This window comes from Hymenobacter sediminis (assembly GCF_003231285.1).
Lineage (GTDB): Bacteria > Bacteroidota > Bacteroidia > Cytophagales > Hymenobacteraceae > Hymenobacter > Hymenobacter sediminis.
In genome coordinates this window covers 228,131-245,486 of record NZ_QKNS01000006.1, presented here as the reverse complement: position 1 = coordinate 245,486, position 17,356 = coordinate 228,131, and the positions used below count along the sequence as shown (strand labels likewise).

Genomic DNA, 17,356 nt, shown 5'->3' with positions numbered 1-17,356 from the left:
AACTACCGGGGCTGTTTTGTTGGGTCTACTGTACACCACCTTTGCTATAGGACGAAAGACTTACTGCAGTTGGGTAGCTATGGAAGGCTAGGCACGTGAGAAACACAGTATAGTATGCTGGCTATTAAGACCACAGCCCCGACCATTGGCCGGGGCTGTGGTCTTAATAGAGAAAGAGGCTCGGTGCTACCGCAACAACCGCCGCTTCTGCTCCTCGAACTCGGTAGTTGAGAGTACACCTTGCTGGTGCAGCTGCTGGAGCTTGAGCAACTCATCCGCTACAGATACAGGACCGCTAGGCTGTTGCACGATGACGGTCGGCTTGGCCGGGCGAAGTAGGCGCCAGATGCCAGCCAAGACCAACACCAATAGTAGGCACATGATGATGAGTAACTTAGTACCACCGATACCACCCATTAATAAGAGTAGGGTTAAGAGCATATGAGAGATTAAGTAAAACGTAATGATTATAGCAGAGCGGCTTTAGTAGAGTCTGACATTGATAGGAAGGACAACTGAATATAGCCCGGTATCCCTGGATACCCTATCACTCTAGTACCCGGAAGCGTGACTTGGCACCAACCGTTAGCCTGTAGCGAGTGGACTTCTACGGTGTCGCCAAGCGTGACCGTGCCTACCACGTGAGAGCTGGTATCGGTCGTGCTGGCCTTTGAATAGACCGGCACATTCGGATGATTCACGGCAGCGACATGCCGTAGCTGATGGCTGGACAGGTAAATGAGCAGCAATGTGATAACGATATTTAGTAGAAAGACCCACCTACAAGGGGCAGCCAGTTCACTTTCCATTCCCCGTTCTCGGAGCGAAGGGGAGAAATACTGAAGGACATTTAAGTTGTTTGGTTAGTGTATCGCCACACACAGTCTCAATCAGGCATTCTCACATAACCCGATTAACAGACGCAAACATAATGGATAATCAGAAAACAGAGTCCCAGCGCGATAAGCTGAATTGCCTATTCAAAGAATACGGCTTGCTGAGCGAAGATGTCCACAAGCACCAGCACTATACCATTATCCGCCGCACCGGTATCGAGAAGATAGCCGCGGCTGTCGGCATCCGCATTACCTACGAAATCTGTGCTGCCCAGGCCGATTACTCGGCCGTGAAGGCCATTGCCAAGAAGCCCGTAGGCCAGAAGTTCACCACTATCGAAACCTTCGGCTCTGCCAGCAAGGACACCAGCCAGAATAAGTATTATCTGGAAATGGCCGAAAAGCGGGCCATGAGCCGGGCCGTGCTTAAGCTCTCGAACCTGTACGCCGCCGGCGCCTACGGGGAAGATGAGGCCGATGACTTTGACCGCAAACGAAATCCGGAGCCGCAGGCCACTGAGCCGCGCCCTACTCCGCCGGCCGCATCCGTGCCCACCGCGCCGGCTTCGCAACCCCAGGTAGTACCCGCTGGTGCCGACCCAAGCAAAGAGGATGAGCCGCTAGAAAAAGCCTACGTGCTGGACTTGCTCAAAGAAGCCAATACGCTCGATGAGCTGCGCAATGTGTGGCAGGGAAAGGCCTGCCCCTGGCAGTTGATACAGATGTACTCTCCGCCAAAGAGGCCCGCAAAAACTACCTCCAGCTCAATTAGCAGCTAGTCGCCTAAGCCTACCCGCCCCGCTGCGACTTGTAGCGGGGCTCTTTCGGCTCTATCTCAACGCATTGTACTTATGGGGGAACATAGTAATCCCGAAATACAAGCCGCCTTCTTACCAAATCCCGTCGCCACACCATGAACGCCGCACCGAACCGCTTCCTACACGCCGATAGCCCCGGCGTTTACCGCTAACCCACCCTGCGCACCATGGACTTCTTCGCCCTTCAAAATCGGTTTTGGCAGCTCGAAGCTGAACAGCCCTTTCCCCCAGCGGCGGCGAAGTTCTATTTCTATTGGCTCAATCGCTTCAACGCAGCCCGCTGGAGCAAGACCCTGCGCCGGTTTACCAAGCAGGTAGCCGCCGACCTGAGCATGGATGAGAAGACGGTTTTCAAAATGGCTGTCTGCCTGCAAGAGCGCGGCCTGCTGCGCTACACGGCAGGTACCCGCCTTCAGTCGGCTATCTGGGAATTATACTCTTCTGAGGAGCTATTCACGAACGACGACCGGAAAACTTCCGGTCGTCAACCGGCTCCAACTCCGCTACTTGACCGGAAAAATTCCGGTCAAGTAGCGGAGTTCGCGCTTCGAACTTCCCACGACGACCGAAATTTTTCCGGTGCCTATAAAGAAGAAGAAGAAAAGAATAGTGCTTTAGGAAAAGAAGAAAACCAAAAAGGGGGCGCGGCTGACGCCGGCCCGCTGGCCGCGAAAAAAAAATGAGGGGGCCTCGTCCAATTCAATTTTTGAGGTAGTCCCTGAAGACCCGACCGCGTCGGCTTCGCACACCAGGGGGGCGGGTGCCGCGCCGCTCCAGTTTCCGGCCTGGGCTACCGATACCTTCCGCGCCGACTGGGATGAGTGGCTCGCCCACCGCCAAAGCAAGCTTGACAAGCTCAAGCCCCTGTCCCAGCAAAAGCTGCACGACAAGCTGGCCGCCTTCGACGAAGGCTTCTGCCACCTACTCTTCGACAAAGCCATCAGCAACGGCTACACCGGCCTGGTCTTCGACGACACGCCGGCCAAGTACGAAGTCTACAAACGCAATCAGTCCACTCCCTATGCCCCTACCGGACATGGAAATCCGCCCCGCTCTGGCCACAAAGCCGAATCCCTCTCCGACCTTGGAGCAACTGTTGATCAGTACTTTGAGAGCAAGTACGGCCATTAGCCTAGCCACCGGACAAGGCGAGCTGGGTAAGATGAAGCTGCTGCTGGTCGATATCCAGTCGGGTCTGACCCGCACCATGGCCTACGCCTCACCGAAGCTGTTTCAGGTGCGCCGCAGCCTGGGGAAAAGAGCTGATGAAGCTGCTGGTTTTCACCCTGAAGGCGTTTCAGGGCTCGCTCAAGGTGAAAGAAGGCATGGAGGCCGCGGACCTGATTGAAACGGCCGAAATGATTTTGGCCAAATACAGCCACGACAGCCTGAAGGATATCATGCTGGCCCTGAAGGAAGCCAAGTGGAACGGCCGCGTTTTCTACAACGCCCTCTCAGGTACCGTGGTCATGGACATTCTCGACAAGTACTTCGCGGTCAAGGCCGTGGAGCTGGAGGCTGAGCACCGGCAGCAGAAGGCTACCCCTGCCCCGGATATGCTCTCGCAGATGCCGGCGGAAATGGCTCAGTAGTTCGTGGCGGCGGTGAAGGAAGCGGCCCCCTCCTTTGAGGAAGAGGCTTACCAGCGCGAGAAGCTGGCTTGGCTGGAGAGCCGCACGGCCGAGCGCAATGCTCTGGAAGAAGCCGAGAAGGCCACACACCAGCAGCTGCCAGCAGCGCCCGCCGCGTGAGAGTCACGTCCCACGAAATCAGGGACCGCCTGCGCACCGAGTCCCTTGCTCGGCTCAGGAAGCTCGAGCGGCTCTACCCCAACGATCAGCAAGCGCTGCCCCTCATCAAAGCCGAAATCAAGGCCCGCAAACAATCCAACAATCCCCATACCGCTACCTGATGAGCACTACCTCCAAACCGCTGTACACCCCTGAATCTGTTGATGAAGCCCTGTTGGTGCTGGAAGATGCCCTTGTCTCCAGCCGTGCGGGGGTACTCCCCATGATGATCTGGAAGCCCTGGTAGACATGGCCGCCCAGAAGCTGCGCCCGGTGCCCACGCCCGGCCATGATGCCAAGGCTGGCGTGCTGCTGGCCCGGAAGCACCCGATTGATCTGCCCTGGATGCAGCCGGTAGTAGCTGCGGGCATTCCCAGCCAGCCGCCCTGTAGCCCGCTAAGCTGTGATGGGTGCGCCGCTTGCCAGAAAGCAGAGTAGTTAGCATGGGCTTACGCACTGCTTCCCGCGTCGATGCCAACCAGCCCGCAGTCGTGAAAGCGCTGCGGGCTGGTTGGCTATTCTATCCTCTACACCTACCAGCTCAAGAACTGCTTCGATCTGCTTGTCGGCTACCGCGGCTGCACCTTCCTCATCGAAGTAAAGGACCCCAGCCAGCCGCCGAGCAAACGCCAGCTCACGGCAGGGGAGGAGCGCTTCCGGGCCCAGTGGCGGGGCTCCCCCTACCACGTCGTGGATACGGTAGAGGAAGCCCTGCGCGTAGTTACGGCTTCGGGGCCTTAATGAAGATGAGGGTGTGCAGCTTCCAACTCTCACTCTGCATTCCTTCCAGGCTCTGTTGTAGCACATAGCCCTGAGCATAGAGCTTAGAGAGAACTTCTTGGTAGCCTGTACCTGCCGCAGCCATGTCTTTTGTACTGATGCCGCTCTCAAACTTGTAATACTCGGGCTGACCAGTACCCCGCACAACGGTGAACTCCAGAATTGCCCTGCTTTCAAAGATGCGCACCACGACCACTGCCGGATCATCTGCCACAGCCATTACTGGATAGCTGCTCAGCACCAGCAGGCAACCCAGCATGAAGAATAGCTTTTTCATAGGGTTACGGCTTTGGGGCCTTGACGAAGAGCAGCGTGGAAGCCGACTCACTTGCATTGAGCCGCTCTTTCAGCACATAGCCCTCCTGCTGGAGCTTCTTCAGGGTGGCGTAGTAAACTTCGTTTACCTGCACCGCTCTCTTCTCTACCGCAAAGTTCGACAGAGAGAGGTCCGTGACCTCGCTTTTCCCTTCTCCTCGAGTAATGATCACTTTAGCCGCATATACATCGATCCGCACCACGGCAATTTCTGGCTCTCCTTGCGCTAAGACTGGTGAGCTGCTCAGCAGCAACAGGAAGCCCACTACATAGGATAGTTTTTTCATCGTGTTAGGGTCTTGGGGCCTTGATGAAGATAAATGTATGGCCAGGATACGGTGCGCTCGCCATACTCTGCAGCACAAAGCCTTGCTCCAGGTAAGAGGCAATGAGCTGTTGATACTTGGCTGTCACCTGCTCAGAGTACTCCTTGTAAGTAAACTTAAACTCTTCCATCACTGGTTTATCTTCTCCACGAGCGGTCGTAATAAAGAGCTTGAGGTTCGACTCCGAAGTGCGCACCACAATCACACTGGGCTTATCTCCCTGTGCCCACGCAGGTGAATTGTTTAACAGCACCAGACACCCCATCACACAGAATAGCTTTTTCATACGCTTTTGGAATAAGGACAACAGATCAGCGGCCTCGCGCCAACTCCGTGCCACGAACTCCGCTACTGCTCGCTCCCGTCGCTCTGTGCCCCTCTCAGAGGCGGATGCTCCAGCTCATCCAACTCATCCAGTTCCTGCACGATGCGCTCTGGATTAAATAAGCCCGTCAACGCCGCCAAGTCTTCCAGCTTGGGCAGGAAGGAAGAATCTTCCTCCATAGCATCCGGCTGTCCTACTCCCTCTTGTTCTTCTAACATCATCCTATAAGCAGTTAAGTACGCCTTCAATATCCGGATTTATTTCTCCAACTACGTCTCCCTGTCTCACATGCCCCGGAACCCTAACGCTGTCTACTTACCCACCTTATCTGTTTCCGAAAACCGTCGCGTCCTGCTATCGAAAGAACTCTGCACCCAGCTCGGCATCAAAGCCGGTCACCAAGTAGACCTGATTCCGCCACCGCGCCGGGGCGGCATGTGGTACCTCGATATCCGGCCCCGTGTGGGCAAGCCGCTTACCTATACCCCCAACACCCGCCCGGCCTTCATCACCACCCACCACATCACCAAAGATGCCATGCACGATGGCACCCAGATACGTAAGCGGGTAAAGCTGCTGCTGGGCCAGGAAGTAGCCGCTACACCTGGGCTGTATCAACTCCAAGAGGTAGTGGGGGTACTGAAAACAAAGGGGTGTACTTTACCGGGATAGCTGCACTACACTGGGAGTAGCTTTGGGCTATGCCCACCTCACCTGGCCCCGTTACGAAGCTCACCCCAGAACTCGCTCAGCGCATCTGGCTGCTGCTGATGGAGGGCATGAGCCTGCGCCGTATTTGCGAGATGAAAGGCCTGCCCGCCAAGGGCACGGTGATGTCCTGGTTGGCCAAGGAGGATGAAGAGAACGGGCCTTACGCCGCATTTCAAGACCAGTACGCGCGTGCGCGAAAGGTGCAGGCCGAAACCCTGGTGGATGAGATCATGGACATAGCCGATGACGGCAGCAATGACTACATGACCATCACCAAGGGGGATAAGGAATACAATGTGGAGGAAGGAGGTAACCAGCCGCTCTAAAATGCGCATCGATGCGCGCAAATGGTACGCCTCGAAGGTGCTGCCTAAGAAATACGGGGAGAAGCTGGCGCTTACGGATGGCGATGGTAAGCCGCTGCCAGTACCCGAGATCTGCATATTCACAGGAGCGCCACCGCTGAGCAATTTAGAAAAGGAGGTGCAGGATGTTTGACGCTGGCCCCCTCTACCTAGCCAACCTAAACGCACCCGAGAAGGTGCTCGTCAACCAAGGCGGCACCAGCAGCGGCAAGACTTATACCATCTGCCAGCTGCTGCTCTGGTTCGCCATCACCATGCCGGGCTTCATGATTACGGTAGTAGGGGAATCCATCCCCAACCTCAAGCGCGGGGCGTATCGGGATATGGAGACCATTCATGCCCGCACGCCGGCACTCAAGCCTTATATCGCTTCTTGGAACCAGACCGAGCGCGTCATCCGCTTCCACAATGGAAGCCTGATTGAGTTCACTAGCTACGAAACGGAGCAGGGTGCCAAGAACGGTAAGCGGGATGTGCTCTTTGTAAACGAGGCCAACGGCATCAGCTATCAGATTTACTGGCAGCTGGCCCAGCGTACTCGCTTCAAGGTGCTACTCGATTACAACCCGACCTCCGAGTTCTGGGCGCACGAGAAGCTGATCGGCAAACCGGGTGTGCGCCTCATTATCTCCGACCACCGGCATAACCTGTGGCTCAGCGAGGCAGAGCATGCCGAAATCGAGTCCATCAAGCAGGAAGATGAGGAGCTATGGCGAGTGTATGCCCGCGGCCTAACCGGCAAGATTGAAGGCATCATCTACCGCAAGACTAGCCTGGTAGATGCCATTCCAGTCGATGCCAAGTTCCTGGCCCGGGGCCTGGACTTTGGCTTTACCAACGACCCGACCACTGCGATAGACCTCTACACGCAAGACGGAGAATTGTGGGTGCAGGAAATGCTCTGGGACACAGGCTTGGAGAATACCGACATCTATCGGGAGTTACTGGCAGTCGATCCCCAAAGCCGCCGCAAGCGCACTGTAGCCGACTCGGCTGAGCCGAAAAGCATCAAGCAACTGCAGGGGCTAGGGCTACCGGTGGAAGCTGCCGCAAAAGGCCCGGACTCTATTCGGGTAGGCATCAGCAGCCTCAAGCGCTACCAGATCAATATCACCCGGGCCAGCACCAACCTGCGCAAGGAATTCAACAGCTACAAGTGGAAGGTGGATAAGGCAACGGGCCTGGCTACCAACGTGCCCATCGACAAGTTCAACCACGGCATGGATGACCTGCGCTGCCCTGGCCACGCTGCCCGCTCTTTCACTGCCCTGTCGCCGCTCGGCTCAACCCTCTATCGTTCGCTAATGCACTATCCTCTTACCCTCACCACCGCTGACGGCGCCGAAGTCATCACCCTGCAGGTGCCGACCTCGTGGATGGACGTGAGCCTGCAGCAGTACATCGACTACCAGTGCTCTGATGAGCCTGCGGTATGCGTGCTCGCAGACATCACCCCGCAGCAGCTAGACAGGCTTGTCTGGACCGATGCCCAGTACCTGATGAACCTGCTGGCCTTCACGGCGGAAACGCCGGAGCCCCCGGTGTCGCTTGATCTGGGTGACCCTGGAGCCGCGACCTACGGGCAGCTGGTGCTGGCCAATCAGTATTTTGAGGAGCACCCGGGCAAGCCCGACATCTGGTATGAGCCCTACATCTATGCCCTCTACCGGTGCCGGGAGGTGTACAGCCGCAATGACCAGGGCAAGGAAGAGATGATGCGGCAGGCCATCCTGCAGGAGCCTGTAGGCCAGTGCCTGAGCGACGTGCTTTTTATGTACGCGGCGTGGCTGACTTCCATCAGCGCCACGCCGCAGACCCCGAAGACGCTGCCGAGCCCGACGATGAAGAGGTCGAAGCCGGGCTGGAGGAGCTTTCTGAGCGGTTTGGGCAAACCCTCACCACGGACGCCCTCGCAAGCAGCTTGAGGCTAAGCTGGGCGCAGGTCTATGAGCTCGATGCCGAGACCGTGTACCGCAAGCTTCGCTTAGAGCAGGCCCGCGCTGCCTACCAAAAGCGCCTCACAGCCATTCGCCGAGAGAAAGTCAAGTAGAGTTCTACAGAATGTATTACCCCAATCAATAGCGTTACGCTTTAGGCTTTTTATCCAACCACTTCTTCAGAGCTACCAGCACTATAATTGGAACATAAATCGGGTAGCCATATACAAGGAAGTAGCTGAACACGGTAAGCAGGCCCCTAAAGCTGGTGATCCGCTCCACTATACCCACAAGAAATAGGATAGCAACCAGCCCTAGCAGCGGGTACACAATCAGAAACCGCAGAAACCGAAGCATGCCCCAAGGTAGCAGCCAACACGAACTAAACTATGACCCACGCCGAAATTGTCGCCTACCTCGAAACCCAGGCCAACATCAACTACAACGCCCCCTTTCCGCAGGCCCACCTGTTTCTGATGCCTTCCCGCCTGAAGGGCAGCAGCATCACCACGCAGGAAGCCATGTGCTTCTACGGCAAGGACGAGCACGAAAACGGCTCCGATGACAGGTACTGGCAATCCGCCCTCAGGTAATCAGATTGATTCGTTTGAGCCTGCAGGCGGGGTAACAGTAGACGTGTACTATCATGCGGCTACTCGCACACTGAGAGAGTATGTGCTTCCCGCTGGTACCAATTTGGTTAACCCGTTGCCGGCCAACCAGCGCCAGCGCGCCGGACGAGCCGATCAGCCAGCGGTGTGAAGGCATGACGCAGGTAAGGTTTTACGCCACGCTGGAGCCGCCCTATGCCCGGTTGGAAACCGTACCCAACAGTGTTGACTGTGGCTACGTGCCTCCCGGCGGTGGTGGCGGTGAAGAGCCCGACCCTGATCCGGACCCAGAGCCCGAGGTAATCTGGGCGGGGCTTTGGGCGCCGGGCGGCATTCCCGTAACTGTTAGCCCCCAAGCAGAAGAAGCCCCTGCCTTCGTGGAAGCCGACCTGTACGCGGGCTTTCCCGAGGGGCACCCGTTGGCTGCCAACAGGCCGCTCACGTTCGTATCGGCCGTGCGGGCAACCGTTGCCCCCTCCGGTGTAGCGACGCTTAACCTAGCACCGTATTTGCGCTCGGAAGTGGGGGCGCTGCTGAGCAGTGGCAGCCGGCGGCTTGACCTGAACAGCCTCACGGCGCAAACCGAAGATGTGTACGTGGGCTACCAGCTCACAATGGGCGGGCAGATTATTGCCCAGGGGTATGCGCTGAACTCGGTACTCAGCACCGAGCAGCTGGTAGCGTATGTTGCCGGACGCAAGCTCAGCCCGTTTGGCAACGTTCTACCACTGTGGCCGGGCTATGAGTACCAGGTATCTCGACTACGGGCAGACTTTACGGTAGAAGCGGTAAAAGGTGGGCCTGGCTTGTCTGGAGGTGGGGCGTACATCTATATGCCCTGCCCTCGCTATGGCTTGCCCGTGGCCTGGCTCTCGCCGGAAGGGGGCTTTGGCTACTGGGTGTTTAGTGGGCAGCCCGTGCACGGCGACGAGGTGGGCGAAGGCCAAGGTACAATGAAGCCCAAACCCAGGAGCTGCGCTACAGCAGCCGGGCAGCCTCGCAGGTAACAGTGGAAGCCTATTCGGGCGTGTTTTCGGAAAAAGCCTTTGTGGAAGGCTTGCGCACCCTGCGCCGCGCTGTGCAGGCCTGGTACCAGCCGGAAGGCCCTGGTACCGAGTGGGTAGCCATTGTGCTGAAGGCCGGGACATTCCCCGCTTACCGCGAAGGGCGCCGGCGCTATGAGGCTACTATTTCGTTCACCGAGGCCCGGCCTCAGCTCGTGCAGGGACAATGAATCAACTTCTTATCAACGGCGTAGCCGTAGGCCTGAGTCCTGATACGGCCCTATTGCCCTCGTTTAAGGCCTCCGACCTGCTCAAGCCCGATACCATCCAGTCGGATTACTCGCCGGAAGTGTCGGTGCCCGGCACCAGCCACAATCATCAGCTACTTGGCCAAGCGGCATGAGATAGTAGCACGAAGCGCATGCCTTACAAGTCGCTAGCAAACGTGACCCTGCTCAGTGAAGGCGTGGAAATCATGCCCCGCGCGCGGTTGATCCTGAAGGGCTACGAGGGCGGCAATTATCAGCTGCAACTGGTAGCCGGCAACAAGCGCTTTGTCGAGGCTTTGGGGGATAAGAAGCTCTCGGAGCTGGACTTTTCGCGCTTCACCCACGCCCGCACCCTGGACAATATTGCCCAGCGGGCTACGACGGCGTGGGCCGAAGCCAATGGCTGGTTTTATGAGCTGCTGGACCGAGGCAAGCCGCTGGATTTGCAAAGCGTTTCGCCTTATGATCTGTGGCCGACGCTCTCGGCCCGTTTGGTGCTGGAGCAACTAGCCACTGAGGCGGGCTTTGTGGTAGAGTATCCGTATAATGGGCCACTGCTTAAGATGTTGATGCCGGCCGTAGAGCCAGCTAGGTACAACGAGGCATTTATCAAGGCTTGTCAACTGCGTGTGGGCTTGGGGCCAGACCACTACGATGATGGAGCGCCAGACAGCAACCGCTCCGATGTAGTGAAAACCATCCCCTTTGATGACTACACGCGCGATATAGGTACTGTGACGCCCATTTCGCCTACAATTCCCGGTATCTATGACCCTGCTACGTATGCCTTCGTTGCCGATCAGGTGATGCAGGTGCAAGTAGAGGCCCGTACCGTCGTGCAGCTGGTGTACTCCAGCATCCATCTGGGCAAAGCGCAGGCCCGGGTAGAGCTGCATGTGAATGGCAAGCGCGTAGTCGAGGGGGCTGCATCCGTAGAAATGAGCGACTTTGAGGATGGGGTAACGAATCCGTTCTCGGTCAGCGTGAATGCGGATAGGCTGCTTAAAGCCGGCGACCGGCTGACGGCCGTGCTGTGCTTAGCGGCGTGGGCTCGGCCCCAATAGACAAGTGGGGCTACCAGATTTTTCAGGATCAGGTGTTTCGGGTAAAGGGGCAAAGCATTACAGTCGATAAGTTCGAGGTGACAGTATTGCCAGAGCAACCACTGGGTGCCGATGTGAACCTCTCGGATTGGCTACCCCCAGGACATGAAGCAGCTCGACTTCTTCAAAGACCTGGTGCAGGTCAGTGGGTTTTCGGTGAAAACCGATGCTTATGAGGACCGCATTACGCTGAGCCCGTCGCGGGCCGTGCTGGATAAGGCAAGGTATGCTCGCGACTGGACTAGCAAACGGGATGCTCCGGACTCGCCCCAAGGCCAGCCCCGTAGTGTGGCCTACCGCTACGGGAGCTTCGGGCAACAGAACCTACTGAAGTGGGCGGAAGATGAGAGCGTGAAGAAAGGCTATGGTGATGGGGTGCTACGCATCGAGGACGAAACCTTGCCCGCTACCTACACCATGGCCACACTGCCGTTTGCTGCTACCGAACGCAGTGCCAGCCTGCCGGGCCTGCTACACGTTGCCTCCTATAAGCTGCGGGAAAACGAAGACCCGTTTGCCGAACCTGAATATGATGAGGGTAGCCCGCGGCCTCGGCTGACGCTGGCCAGTGAGCAAACGCAGCGCTTCACGTTAGAGGAAAGCATGCATCGGCGCACGGTGACCGGCCCCATCAGCTATTTCGGGGAAGCGGAGAAGGGGCTGAGCCTGCATGCGCAGGCATACATCCTGCCCGTGGCCTGGGCGGGCCTGGGAGCGATGCTCACCGAGACGCGCTTTCTGAAAGAGCGGTACCGGCTGAGTGCTCGGGACATTACCGACTTCCTAGCCGAGCCCACTATTCCAGCATGGGATGAGGTACTGCAGGGCTACTTCAGCATCAGCAAGATTTCGGAGTTCACCTCGGTGCGCAGTGTGGAGGTGGAAATGCTGCGGCTGCATCCGTCCTTCCTGATAGCTCCGGAGCCAGGGGCAACAGGGCGCGAATGGTATGAGCAGGAGTTATACACACAGCCCACTACACCTTAGTTCTTTTAAGCTCGTGCGTACATATATGCGTAGTTTTGTCACGGTTATACCTATGCTTTAATGAAACACCTTTACCTAATGGCCGCCTTTACTGGCATTTATCTGCCCTCTCGTGCTCAATCGGTAGAGATTGGCACCACCAACCCAAACCGTAGCGCCGCATTGGACGTCCAGAATACTACCCAAGGGCTGCTACTGCCGCGACTAACGACGGCGCAGATACAGGTTCTTGGAGGAGGTGAACTAGGGCAGCTGGTTTTTAACACTACAACGAATACTGTTTACAGGTATCGAAGCGCTAGCCTTGCCGCTAGTATTGACCAGCCTAGCCAAAATAGCCAAACAACATACTTCGATGGTACCTCGGGGATAAGGCAAAGCTTTACGGCTCCAGCTAATGGGGTGCTGAATAAAGTCACGCTGTATCTCGGCTTAAATACTGGCAGCGCTGTTACCGATGATCTAACCGTACTGGTGTACACGGGTCGTGGAACGGCTGGTATGTTGCTAGGCAGCGTGACACAGGCGGTTAGACTCACGACAGACTACCCCAGCCCCGCCATTACCTTTAGACTTCCGCCAGGCATTGTACTGACAGCCAATCAGGTCTATACATTTGAGGTGAAACGCACCAGTAGTGGGCAACTCGCGGCTATGCAGCAAAACACAAACCCTTATGCAGGTGGCCAAGTTGAAGGTGCTGCACCCGTTTCCCCCGATGATCTACAATTTCGATTAGCCTACACGCAAACGGGTAAATGGGTGCCACTGCATTAAGCAGTAGCCATATGTACGTTATCGGGAGGTAAAACCAAAAGCCCCGGCCTACAGTAGGTCGGGGCTTTTTCGTATCGTTGTGGCTATAGGTGGTTGAGTGCTGAAGGTACGCTTTCTACTCGGCCAGGCTATTTTGTTCTTTCCTTTTGCTGGTTCGCTATGGAATTTCGGTATAAAGCTGTCGAAAAATTTGGCCCATATGATGAAGAGGCATGGGCGAATTACACAGAGTGGAGCAAGCTATTTCATCTGGAAGAAGTTATCTCCATAGACCCTTTACTATGCCCTTCAGTAACAGATTTCGACTATGAGAAAGACGTAGATTATATTGTTTGGGAAGATGACGGCCCAGACGGATATAACAGTCTTCAGTACTTAAAGGAAAAGATAGCAGAAGCAAATCCTACAGATTATCGTGTGCTGGCAATGGTTAAGGAACCTGTGGATGAATGTGAAAAAATCCAATTGCCTAACTTCAATTTCGTAGGATACGATTTAGTAGCAACACAAGGTTATATAAGTGCTCTCACCAATTGTGGAGGATTTGATGAAACGTTTCTGCCAGCCGACCTTAACAAGTATGGACTAATTGAAACATACCAGAAGGCGTACACAATCAAGGACGAACTACTTAAAAACAATCCAAATCAGGAGCATGCAGAATGCTATGTGTGGGCAATTTGGAGTATGAATTCAACTTGAACTCGTTCTGCTAGGGGCGATAACACCCGGTGCGTGGACGCTCCACATTTATCCGTATCTATGCCCTACTCTTTTGAGACATTAATATAAAACTATGCAGGAGCTAAAGGACCTAGCTGAGACAGTAAAGACAAACTTAAAAATATCTTATAACGCCGAAGGAGTAAGGTTTTTAGAGGGGTTCATTGAACGCAACAAGCCGCACATCCCTCAAGAACAATGGGAGGGGCTTATAAACTCTTGTGCTGCCTTCCTTGGGCAGAGTATCATTGAGCAGTATGGTGGTCAGTGAATGAGAGATGACGACGGGCAGGTCGCCGTAGCGTTTGACGATGGAAATAGGGTATACCCATATGCCAAAGTCAGCAAACAGTTTGATAATGGCCTTGAAGACTCGGTTTACTCGTTGTATGCTTGTATTCCTATCGTTTTCAATAGGCCTCCTAAACCTAAGAAGAAGTGGTGGCACTTCTAATTTGTCCTGATCACATATTGGTTGGTGCAGCGCGGGCTACGGGGCTTTTTGCTGCTGGGAAGTTGGGCCCTGGTTTGCTAGCTTCGGGGCTGTGAAGCGCCTACTCTATCTGACTTTTTGCTGGCTTTTTGTGGCAGGACCGAACGCAGGTTTGATCACCCCGTCCGAGTCATGGCGGATGCCGATATCTATCGGGATTTAGTCTACCCTAACATTCCCTATGACCTGGTAAGAGCGGGGGACACCGTAGGATTAGAAGTCGGCATGCCCCATACCGCGGGCTGGACGCCCATCGTGCTACGGAATGGGCACCGAGGATATATTGAAAGCAAGTATCCCCTCGAGAGTGATTGTCTATGGTCTGCGTAAAGTTGCTGTGTAACCTGCTGCACCTCAATGCCTAGATCGGGCTAGTCGTGTTCGAGGGTACGTATCTGGCCACGCGCCTGGGAGAGGAATGTGACTACATTAACCTCTACCACATGGGCAGCTTCTTTGCCGAGCTCTACTATGATGCCGAGATGAACCTGGTGCACAGCTGCCACACCTTCCGCAGCAGCTCCCAGCTGGAAGCATATGCCGAGCTAATTTAATTGCCTGAGCGGTAAACAGGGTAGGGTAGGAGAGGCTTTTTGAGCAAAAGGGCACACTAACGGGCACACCAAGAAAAAACCCGTTGCAAATCATTGATTTACAACGGGTTTTAAATCCTGTGAGCCTCCTGTCGGGATCGAACCAACGACCTACTGATTACAAGTCAGTTGCTCTACCAGCTGAGCTAAGGAGGCATTGAGGTGGCACAAAAGTAGTAGTCTGATCTAAAGTGGCAAAAAAATCTAACAGTATTTTTAGTTGAAATAAAGTAAGTGGCTGAGCCATCGATAAATAAAAAAAGCCCTCAGTCTTCTGCTGAGGGCTTTTTTATTCTTCCGTGATAAATATGGGCTAGCTCCGGATGATGCGAAGTTGCTTTTTCAAGCTGTCAATTCGGCTTTGAGCTTCCGTGATACGGCCTTGATATTCCTCGCGCAATTGGTTGGCATTCTTAGAACGGGCGAAGAACTCCAAGTTGGTTTTTAGAGTGGAAATATCGTTTTCCAGCTCATTGATTTCGCGTCGTAGAGTTTGTTCCTTTTTGTACAGATGCTGCTGAGCATCGGGGCCGGTTTTCAGGCGCTCTATCTGTAGGTTAAAGAGCAAATCAGTGCGCTCAGAGTAGGAGAGGCCCGGTACGGCATCCAGATATTTGCCCATTAGCGCCTGAAACTTCTCTTCGGCCCGATCAGCGTGACGAGTGGCGCCATCAAAGGCGCGCCACCGGCTAATCTGCTCGCGGAAGCCCTCCAGGGTGCCAGGCTGGTCGGCCGAGAGCGAGGCTATTACCTCCGCCACTTGGTTTAAGTGCTGGCTCTGTTCCTGGCTGAGCTGGTGGGCCTGCTGCTCTCGCTGCCGGGTTTCCTCCTTCTTCCGATCAAAGAAAGAGTCGCAAGCGGAGCGGAAGCGGTTCCAGACTTTATCTGACTGCTTTTCGGGTACGCGGCCAATTAACTTCCACTCTTTCTGCAGGCGAATAACGGTTTCCCGTGCTTCCTCCCAGTTTGGGTTTTGCAGTGCAGCTTCGGCCTGCTCGCAAAGCTCAAGCTTGCGCTTAAGATTAGCATTTTTCTCTTCATCAAGGGCCTTGAAGAACTGGTTTTTGCGCTGGAAAAAGCCCTTATAGGCGCTCCAGAACTGTTTGTTCATAGCCTCTGCCTTCTCGCGCGGTACCAGGCCAGCGGCATCCCAGGCTTCCTTTAGCTTCTGTAGCTCATCGGTTTTAGCGCGCCACTCGTTTACGCGCTCTGTCTGGAATTCTGCAAAGGGGCGTAGCTGCTCTAAAAGAGCGGTTTTCTGCTCCAAATTGGCGTTTTCCTGCGTTTGCCGGGCCGTCAGGAATTCCTTTTTACGATCATGGATTTGCTCGGAGGCCTGCAGAAAACGCTGCCATAAGGTTTCGCGTTGCTCGTTCGGAACCGGGCCGATGTGCTTCCACTCTTCGTGCAGCTGGCGCAGCTCTTGCAAGGCCTTATTAATGCTGGACTGCTGCTGCAGGGCTTCTGCCCGGACAATCAGTGCTTCCTTGGCTTCCAGGTTGCGCCGCCGGTCCAGCTCTTTCATTTCGAAGAACAGGCCCCGGTTGTTGTAGTAAATATCCAGCAAGGCGTGGTAGTTATTCCACAGTTCTTGGGCTTCTTTCTGCGGCACTGGCCCCGTGGCCTTCCAGTCATTTTGCAGGGCCTTGATGCGAGCCGAGCTATCCTTGGTTTCGGCTGATTCTACCAGTTGGCGCAGTTGGCCCAGGAGGTATTGCTTGTGTACCAAATTTTTGGCGCGCTGCTCATCCTCATTTTTGGCCTCACGGGCGCGGCTCTCACGGAAATCCTGTAAGGCTTTGGTGAGTTCCTGATGGCCAGCTGGGGTAGCGTAGCTGAACTCTTCGGTTGGCTGCCCACCGTCTGCAAACTGCTGACGGGCGGTAGTCCGGTCAGTTTGCAAAGCTGTTTCGTACTGGCGGTGCAAATCAAATATTTGCTTGCGGTTTTGGCGAGCATCGGACCGCTGCAGCAGGGCGCTCAAATGTGCGGCTTGCTCCGATAAAGTGAGGGTAGCAAAGTCGGTGGCTGGCTGCTCGGGCACGTATTCCTCGTCGTCCTCGGTGGTTGCCGGCGCATCAGAGGAGGTAGGCAACGAGCCCACCGTAGGGGCCTGCTCTAGGGCGGCTTCTACGGTCTCTGTAGGCGCAATGTCTACAACTGGAGTAACATGCGGGGTTTCCGTTTCAGCCGAGGTGGGCTCTTCAGGCTGGCTTTCAGGGGTAGTAGTTTCCGTAGGCGTTGTTGTGCCATAATGGGCCGCCGAGCGGACCTCGCCGGCCGAAGGAGCGGCTTCAGCGGAAACTTCGGGGGTAGGAGCAGGGGGCGAAACGGGCTCAGGAGTAGCCGCTGCCTCAGAGGCGGAAGCCGCTTGTGCAGGAGCTTCCGCCGTTCCGGCCCCAACGGGCTCGTGAGCCGGAGGGGCACTTACTTGCGCCGGCCGTTCCGTAATATCACTGGGGGTAGGCGACTGCCGAGCTTGTATTTCGGCCAGCCGGCGCTCCAGAATGCTCTGAGGCGATTCGGTATCGTTGCCGGAATCGGTGGGGGTAGGGGCGTCTTGTTCGGGTAGCATAGAAGTCAGCAGAAGAAC

The 17,356-nt window shown here is 55.6% G+C and carries 29 protein-coding genes and 1 tRNA gene; 21 read left to right on the top strand and 9 right to left on the bottom strand.

What is annotated here, in order from left to right:
- Positions 1-186 precede the first annotated feature (186 nt).
- Complete coding sequence (locus tag DNI29_RS17000) at positions 187-441, bottom strand: SHOCT domain-containing protein (RefSeq protein WP_110979325.1); 255 nt, start codon at positions 439-441, stop codon at positions 187-189.
- Between the two features lie 26 nt (positions 442-467).
- Positions 468-809 (bottom strand): SH3 domain-containing protein, encoded by a 342-nt coding sequence (locus tag DNI29_RS25360; RefSeq protein ID WP_110979324.1) that lies wholly within the window; start codon positions 807-809, stop codon positions 468-470.
- 122 nt (positions 810-931) lie between these two features.
- Here DNI29_RS25360 and DNI29_RS16990 point away from each other — a divergent pair, with 122 nt between their 5' ends.
- The 8 genes from DNI29_RS16990 (at position 932) to DNI29_RS16965 (ending at position 3,882) form a co-directional block, all read left to right on the top strand.
- A complete protein-coding gene (locus DNI29_RS16990) occupies positions 932-1,615 on the top strand; it encodes a recombinase family protein (RefSeq protein ID WP_110979323.1) in 684 nt (227 codons plus the stop codon).
- 206 nt (positions 1,616-1,821) lie between these two features.
- Complete coding sequence (locus DNI29_RS16985) at positions 1,822-2,337, top strand: hypothetical protein (protein WP_110979322.1); 516 nt, start codon at positions 1,822-1,824, stop codon at positions 2,335-2,337.
- On the top strand, positions 2,303-2,785 hold the full coding sequence (locus DNI29_RS25485; RefSeq protein WP_498366056.1) for a phage replication initiator YdaU family protein: 483 nt from the start codon (positions 2,303-2,305) through the stop codon (positions 2,783-2,785). The genes DNI29_RS16985 and DNI29_RS25485 overlap by 35 nt, the downstream gene beginning before the upstream one ends.
- A 134-nt stretch (positions 2,786-2,919) precedes the next feature.
- Positions 2,920-3,246: a hypothetical protein gene (locus tag DNI29_RS16970; protein WP_110979319.1), complete on the top strand. Its 327-nt coding sequence runs from the start codon at positions 2,920-2,922 to the stop codon at positions 3,244-3,246.
- 3 nt (positions 3,247-3,249) lie between these two features.
- Positions 3,250-3,405 (top strand): hypothetical protein, encoded by a 156-nt coding sequence (locus DNI29_RS24545; protein ID WP_162303650.1) that lies wholly within the window; start codon positions 3,250-3,252, stop codon positions 3,403-3,405.
- Complete coding sequence (locus tag DNI29_RS24540) at positions 3,402-3,566, top strand: hypothetical protein (protein ID WP_162303649.1); 165 nt, start codon at positions 3,402-3,404, stop codon at positions 3,564-3,566. Before DNI29_RS24545 ends, DNI29_RS24540 begins: the two co-directional genes overlap by 4 nt.
- Positions 3,566-3,691 (top strand): hypothetical protein, encoded by a 126-nt coding sequence (locus DNI29_RS25150; protein WP_262510230.1) that lies wholly within the window; start codon positions 3,566-3,568, stop codon positions 3,689-3,691. Before DNI29_RS24540 ends, DNI29_RS25150 begins: the two co-directional genes overlap by 1 nt.
- A 2-nt stretch (positions 3,692-3,693) precedes the next feature.
- Complete coding sequence (locus tag DNI29_RS16965; protein ID WP_110979318.1) at positions 3,694-3,882, top strand: hypothetical protein; 189 nt, start codon at positions 3,694-3,696, stop codon at positions 3,880-3,882.
- A 283-nt stretch (positions 3,883-4,165) separates the two neighbouring features.
- On the opposite strand, the gene DNI29_RS16955 is transcribed toward DNI29_RS16965, so the two are convergent.
- The 4 genes from DNI29_RS16955 to DNI29_RS16940 all read right to left on the bottom strand — a co-directional run bounded on the left by DNI29_RS16955 (position 4,166) and on the right by DNI29_RS16940 (position 5,411).
- Positions 4,166-4,501: a hypothetical protein gene (locus tag DNI29_RS16955; RefSeq protein WP_110979317.1), complete on the bottom strand. Its 336-nt coding sequence runs from the start codon at positions 4,499-4,501 to the stop codon at positions 4,166-4,168.
- Between the two features lie 4 nt (positions 4,502-4,505).
- Positions 4,506-4,826 carry a hypothetical protein gene (locus DNI29_RS16950; protein ID WP_110979316.1) on the bottom strand — a complete coding sequence of 107 codons (321 nt, stop codon included), beginning with the start codon at positions 4,824-4,826 and terminating at the stop codon, positions 4,506-4,508.
- A 4-nt stretch (positions 4,827-4,830) separates the two neighbouring features.
- The gene (locus tag DNI29_RS16945; RefSeq protein ID WP_110979315.1) at positions 4,831-5,151 is read right to left on the bottom strand and encodes a hypothetical protein; all 321 of its coding nucleotides are present in this window, start codon (positions 5,149-5,151) and stop codon (positions 4,831-4,833) included.
- A 62-nt stretch (positions 5,152-5,213) separates the two neighbouring features.
- A complete protein-coding gene (locus tag DNI29_RS16940; RefSeq protein ID WP_110979314.1) occupies positions 5,214-5,411 on the bottom strand; it encodes a hypothetical protein in 198 nt (65 codons plus the stop codon).
- A gap of 67 nt (positions 5,412-5,478) precedes the next feature.
- On the opposite strand from DNI29_RS16940, the gene DNI29_RS16935 reads away from it, so the two are divergent.
- Genes DNI29_RS16935 through DNI29_RS16925 form a run of 4 tightly spaced genes read left to right on the top strand, consistent with a single transcriptional unit; the run spans position 5,479 to position 8,191 of the window.
- The gene (locus DNI29_RS16935) at positions 5,479-5,862 is read left to right on the top strand and encodes a hypothetical protein (RefSeq protein WP_110979313.1); all 384 of its coding nucleotides are present in this window, start codon (positions 5,479-5,481) and stop codon (positions 5,860-5,862) included.
- A gap of 29 nt (positions 5,863-5,891) precedes the next feature.
- Positions 5,892-6,227, top strand: a complete 336-nt coding sequence (locus DNI29_RS16930) for a terminase small subunit-like protein (protein ID WP_110979312.1) — start codon at positions 5,892-5,894, stop codon at positions 6,225-6,227.
- Between the two features lies 1 nt (position 6,228).
- Positions 6,229-6,399 (top strand): terminase small subunit-like protein, encoded by a 171-nt coding sequence (locus DNI29_RS24535; protein ID WP_162303648.1) that lies wholly within the window; start codon positions 6,229-6,231, stop codon positions 6,397-6,399.
- Complete coding sequence (locus tag DNI29_RS16925) at positions 6,392-8,191, top strand: PBSX family phage terminase large subunit (RefSeq protein ID WP_110979311.1); 1,800 nt, start codon at positions 6,392-6,394, stop codon at positions 8,189-8,191. Before DNI29_RS24535 ends, DNI29_RS16925 begins: the two co-directional genes overlap by 8 nt.
- A 159-nt stretch (positions 8,192-8,350) precedes the next feature.
- On the opposite strand, the gene DNI29_RS24530 is transcribed toward DNI29_RS16925, so the two are convergent.
- Positions 8,351-8,560: a hypothetical protein gene (locus DNI29_RS24530; RefSeq protein WP_110979310.1), complete on the bottom strand. Its 210-nt coding sequence runs from the start codon at positions 8,558-8,560 to the stop codon at positions 8,351-8,353.
- A 32-nt stretch (positions 8,561-8,592) separates the two neighbouring features.
- Between DNI29_RS24530 and DNI29_RS16915 the strand changes: the two genes are divergently transcribed.
- The 9 genes from DNI29_RS16915 to DNI29_RS24520 all read left to right on the top strand — a co-directional run bounded on the left by DNI29_RS16915 (position 8,593) and on the right by DNI29_RS24520 (position 14,724).
- The gene (locus DNI29_RS16915) at positions 8,593-8,796 is read left to right on the top strand and encodes a hypothetical protein (RefSeq protein ID WP_110979309.1); all 204 of its coding nucleotides are present in this window, start codon (positions 8,593-8,595) and stop codon (positions 8,794-8,796) included.
- A 173-nt stretch (positions 8,797-8,969) separates the two neighbouring features.
- The gene (locus DNI29_RS16910; RefSeq protein WP_110979308.1) at positions 8,970-9,821 is read left to right on the top strand and encodes a hypothetical protein; all 852 of its coding nucleotides are present in this window, start codon (positions 8,970-8,972) and stop codon (positions 9,819-9,821) included.
- Positions 9,822-9,823: 2 nt separating this feature from the next.
- On the top strand, positions 9,824-10,048 hold the full coding sequence (locus DNI29_RS16905) for a hypothetical protein (protein ID WP_110979307.1): 225 nt from the start codon (positions 9,824-9,826) through the stop codon (positions 10,046-10,048).
- Positions 10,045-10,221 carry a hypothetical protein gene (locus DNI29_RS24525; protein WP_162303647.1) on the top strand — a complete coding sequence of 59 codons (177 nt, stop codon included), beginning with the start codon at positions 10,045-10,047 and terminating at the stop codon, positions 10,219-10,221. The genes DNI29_RS16905 and DNI29_RS24525 overlap by 4 nt, the downstream gene beginning before the upstream one ends.
- 18 nt (positions 10,222-10,239) lie before the next feature.
- Positions 10,240-11,151, top strand: coding sequence for a hypothetical protein (locus DNI29_RS16900; RefSeq protein WP_110979306.1), 912 nt, complete (start codon positions 10,240-10,242; stop codon positions 11,149-11,151).
- 144 nt (positions 11,152-11,295) lie between these two features.
- Complete coding sequence (locus tag DNI29_RS16895) at positions 11,296-12,177, top strand: hypothetical protein (RefSeq protein ID WP_110979305.1); 882 nt, start codon at positions 11,296-11,298, stop codon at positions 12,175-12,177.
- 60 nt (positions 12,178-12,237) lie between these two features.
- Positions 12,238-12,954: a phage tail-like protein gene (locus DNI29_RS16890; RefSeq protein WP_123823295.1), complete on the top strand. Its 717-nt coding sequence runs from the start codon at positions 12,238-12,240 to the stop codon at positions 12,952-12,954.
- Between the two features lie 159 nt (positions 12,955-13,113).
- Positions 13,114-13,656: a hypothetical protein gene (locus tag DNI29_RS16885; RefSeq protein WP_110979303.1), complete on the top strand. Its 543-nt coding sequence runs from the start codon at positions 13,114-13,116 to the stop codon at positions 13,654-13,656.
- A gap of 891 nt (positions 13,657-14,547) precedes the next feature.
- A complete protein-coding gene (locus tag DNI29_RS24520; protein ID WP_162303646.1) occupies positions 14,548-14,724 on the top strand; it encodes a hypothetical protein in 177 nt (58 codons plus the stop codon).
- Positions 14,725-14,846: 122 nt separating this feature from the next.
- Here the strand turns inward: DNI29_RS24520 and DNI29_RS16875 are convergent.
- Both DNI29_RS16875 and DNI29_RS16870 read right to left on the bottom strand, forming a co-directional pair.
- Positions 14,847-14,919, bottom strand: a tRNA-Thr gene (locus DNI29_RS16875).
- A gap of 157 nt (positions 14,920-15,076) precedes the next feature.
- Positions 15,077-17,338 carry a DUF349 domain-containing protein gene (locus DNI29_RS16870; protein WP_110979301.1) on the bottom strand — a complete coding sequence of 754 codons (2,262 nt, stop codon included), beginning with the start codon at positions 17,336-17,338 and terminating at the stop codon, positions 15,077-15,079.
- Positions 17,339-17,356 lie beyond the last annotated feature (18 nt).

Bases quoted from the DNA above. Each gene is read 5' to 3' on its own strand.
- DNI29_RS17000 (WP_110979325.1), bottom strand. From the start codon at position 441: ATGCTCTTAACCCTACTCTTATTAATGGGTGGTATCGGTGGTACTAAG.
- DNI29_RS25360 (WP_110979324.1), bottom strand. From the start codon at position 809: ATGGAAAGTGAACTGGCTGCCCCTTGTAGGTGGGTCTTTCTACTAAAT.
- DNI29_RS16990 (WP_110979323.1), top strand. From the start codon at position 932: ATGGATAATCAGAAAACAGAGTCCCAGCGCGATAAGCTGAATTGCCTA.
- DNI29_RS16985 (WP_110979322.1), top strand. From the start codon at position 1,822: ATGGACTTCTTCGCCCTTCAAAATCGGTTTTGGCAGCTCGAAGCTGAA.
- DNI29_RS16970 (WP_110979319.1), top strand. From the start codon at position 2,920: ATGAAGCTGCTGGTTTTCACCCTGAAGGCGTTTCAGGGCTCGCTCAAG.
- DNI29_RS25150 (WP_262510230.1), top strand. From the start codon at position 3,566: ATGAGCACTACCTCCAAACCGCTGTACACCCCTGAATCTGTTGATGAA.
- DNI29_RS16965 (WP_110979318.1), top strand. From the start codon at position 3,694: ATGGCCGCCCAGAAGCTGCGCCCGGTGCCCACGCCCGGCCATGATGCC.
- DNI29_RS16955 (WP_110979317.1), bottom strand. From the start codon at position 4,501: ATGAAAAAGCTATTCTTCATGCTGGGTTGCCTGCTGGTGCTGAGCAGC.
- DNI29_RS16950 (WP_110979316.1), bottom strand. From the start codon at position 4,826: ATGAAAAAACTATCCTATGTAGTGGGCTTCCTGTTGCTGCTGAGCAGC.
- DNI29_RS16945 (WP_110979315.1), bottom strand. From the start codon at position 5,151: ATGAAAAAGCTATTCTGTGTGATGGGGTGTCTGGTGCTGTTAAACAAT.
- DNI29_RS16940 (WP_110979314.1), bottom strand. From the start codon at position 5,411: ATGATGTTAGAAGAACAAGAGGGAGTAGGACAGCCGGATGCTATGGAG.
- DNI29_RS16935 (WP_110979313.1), top strand. From the start codon at position 5,479: ATGCCCCGGAACCCTAACGCTGTCTACTTACCCACCTTATCTGTTTCC.
- DNI29_RS16930 (WP_110979312.1), top strand. From the start codon at position 5,892: ATGCCCACCTCACCTGGCCCCGTTACGAAGCTCACCCCAGAACTCGCT.
- DNI29_RS24535 (WP_162303648.1), top strand. From the start codon at position 6,229: ATGCGCATCGATGCGCGCAAATGGTACGCCTCGAAGGTGCTGCCTAAG.
- DNI29_RS16925 (WP_110979311.1), top strand. From the start codon at position 6,392: ATGTTTGACGCTGGCCCCCTCTACCTAGCCAACCTAAACGCACCCGAG.
- DNI29_RS24530 (WP_110979310.1), bottom strand. From the start codon at position 8,560: ATGCTTCGGTTTCTGCGGTTTCTGATTGTGTACCCGCTGCTAGGGCTG.
- DNI29_RS16915 (WP_110979309.1), top strand. From the start codon at position 8,593: ATGACCCACGCCGAAATTGTCGCCTACCTCGAAACCCAGGCCAACATC.
- DNI29_RS16910 (WP_110979308.1), top strand. From the start codon at position 8,970: ATGACGCAGGTAAGGTTTTACGCCACGCTGGAGCCGCCCTATGCCCGG.
- DNI29_RS24525 (WP_162303647.1), top strand. From the start codon at position 10,045: ATGAATCAACTTCTTATCAACGGCGTAGCCGTAGGCCTGAGTCCTGAT.
- DNI29_RS16900 (WP_110979306.1), top strand. From the start codon at position 10,240: ATGCCTTACAAGTCGCTAGCAAACGTGACCCTGCTCAGTGAAGGCGTG.
- DNI29_RS16895 (WP_110979305.1), top strand. From the start codon at position 11,296: ATGAAGCAGCTCGACTTCTTCAAAGACCTGGTGCAGGTCAGTGGGTTT.
- DNI29_RS16890 (WP_123823295.1), top strand. From the start codon at position 12,238: ATGAAACACCTTTACCTAATGGCCGCCTTTACTGGCATTTATCTGCCC.
- DNI29_RS16885 (WP_110979303.1), top strand. From the start codon at position 13,114: ATGGAATTTCGGTATAAAGCTGTCGAAAAATTTGGCCCATATGATGAA.
- DNI29_RS16870 (WP_110979301.1), bottom strand. From the start codon at position 17,338: ATGCTACCCGAACAAGACGCCCCTACCCCCACCGATTCCGGCAACGAT.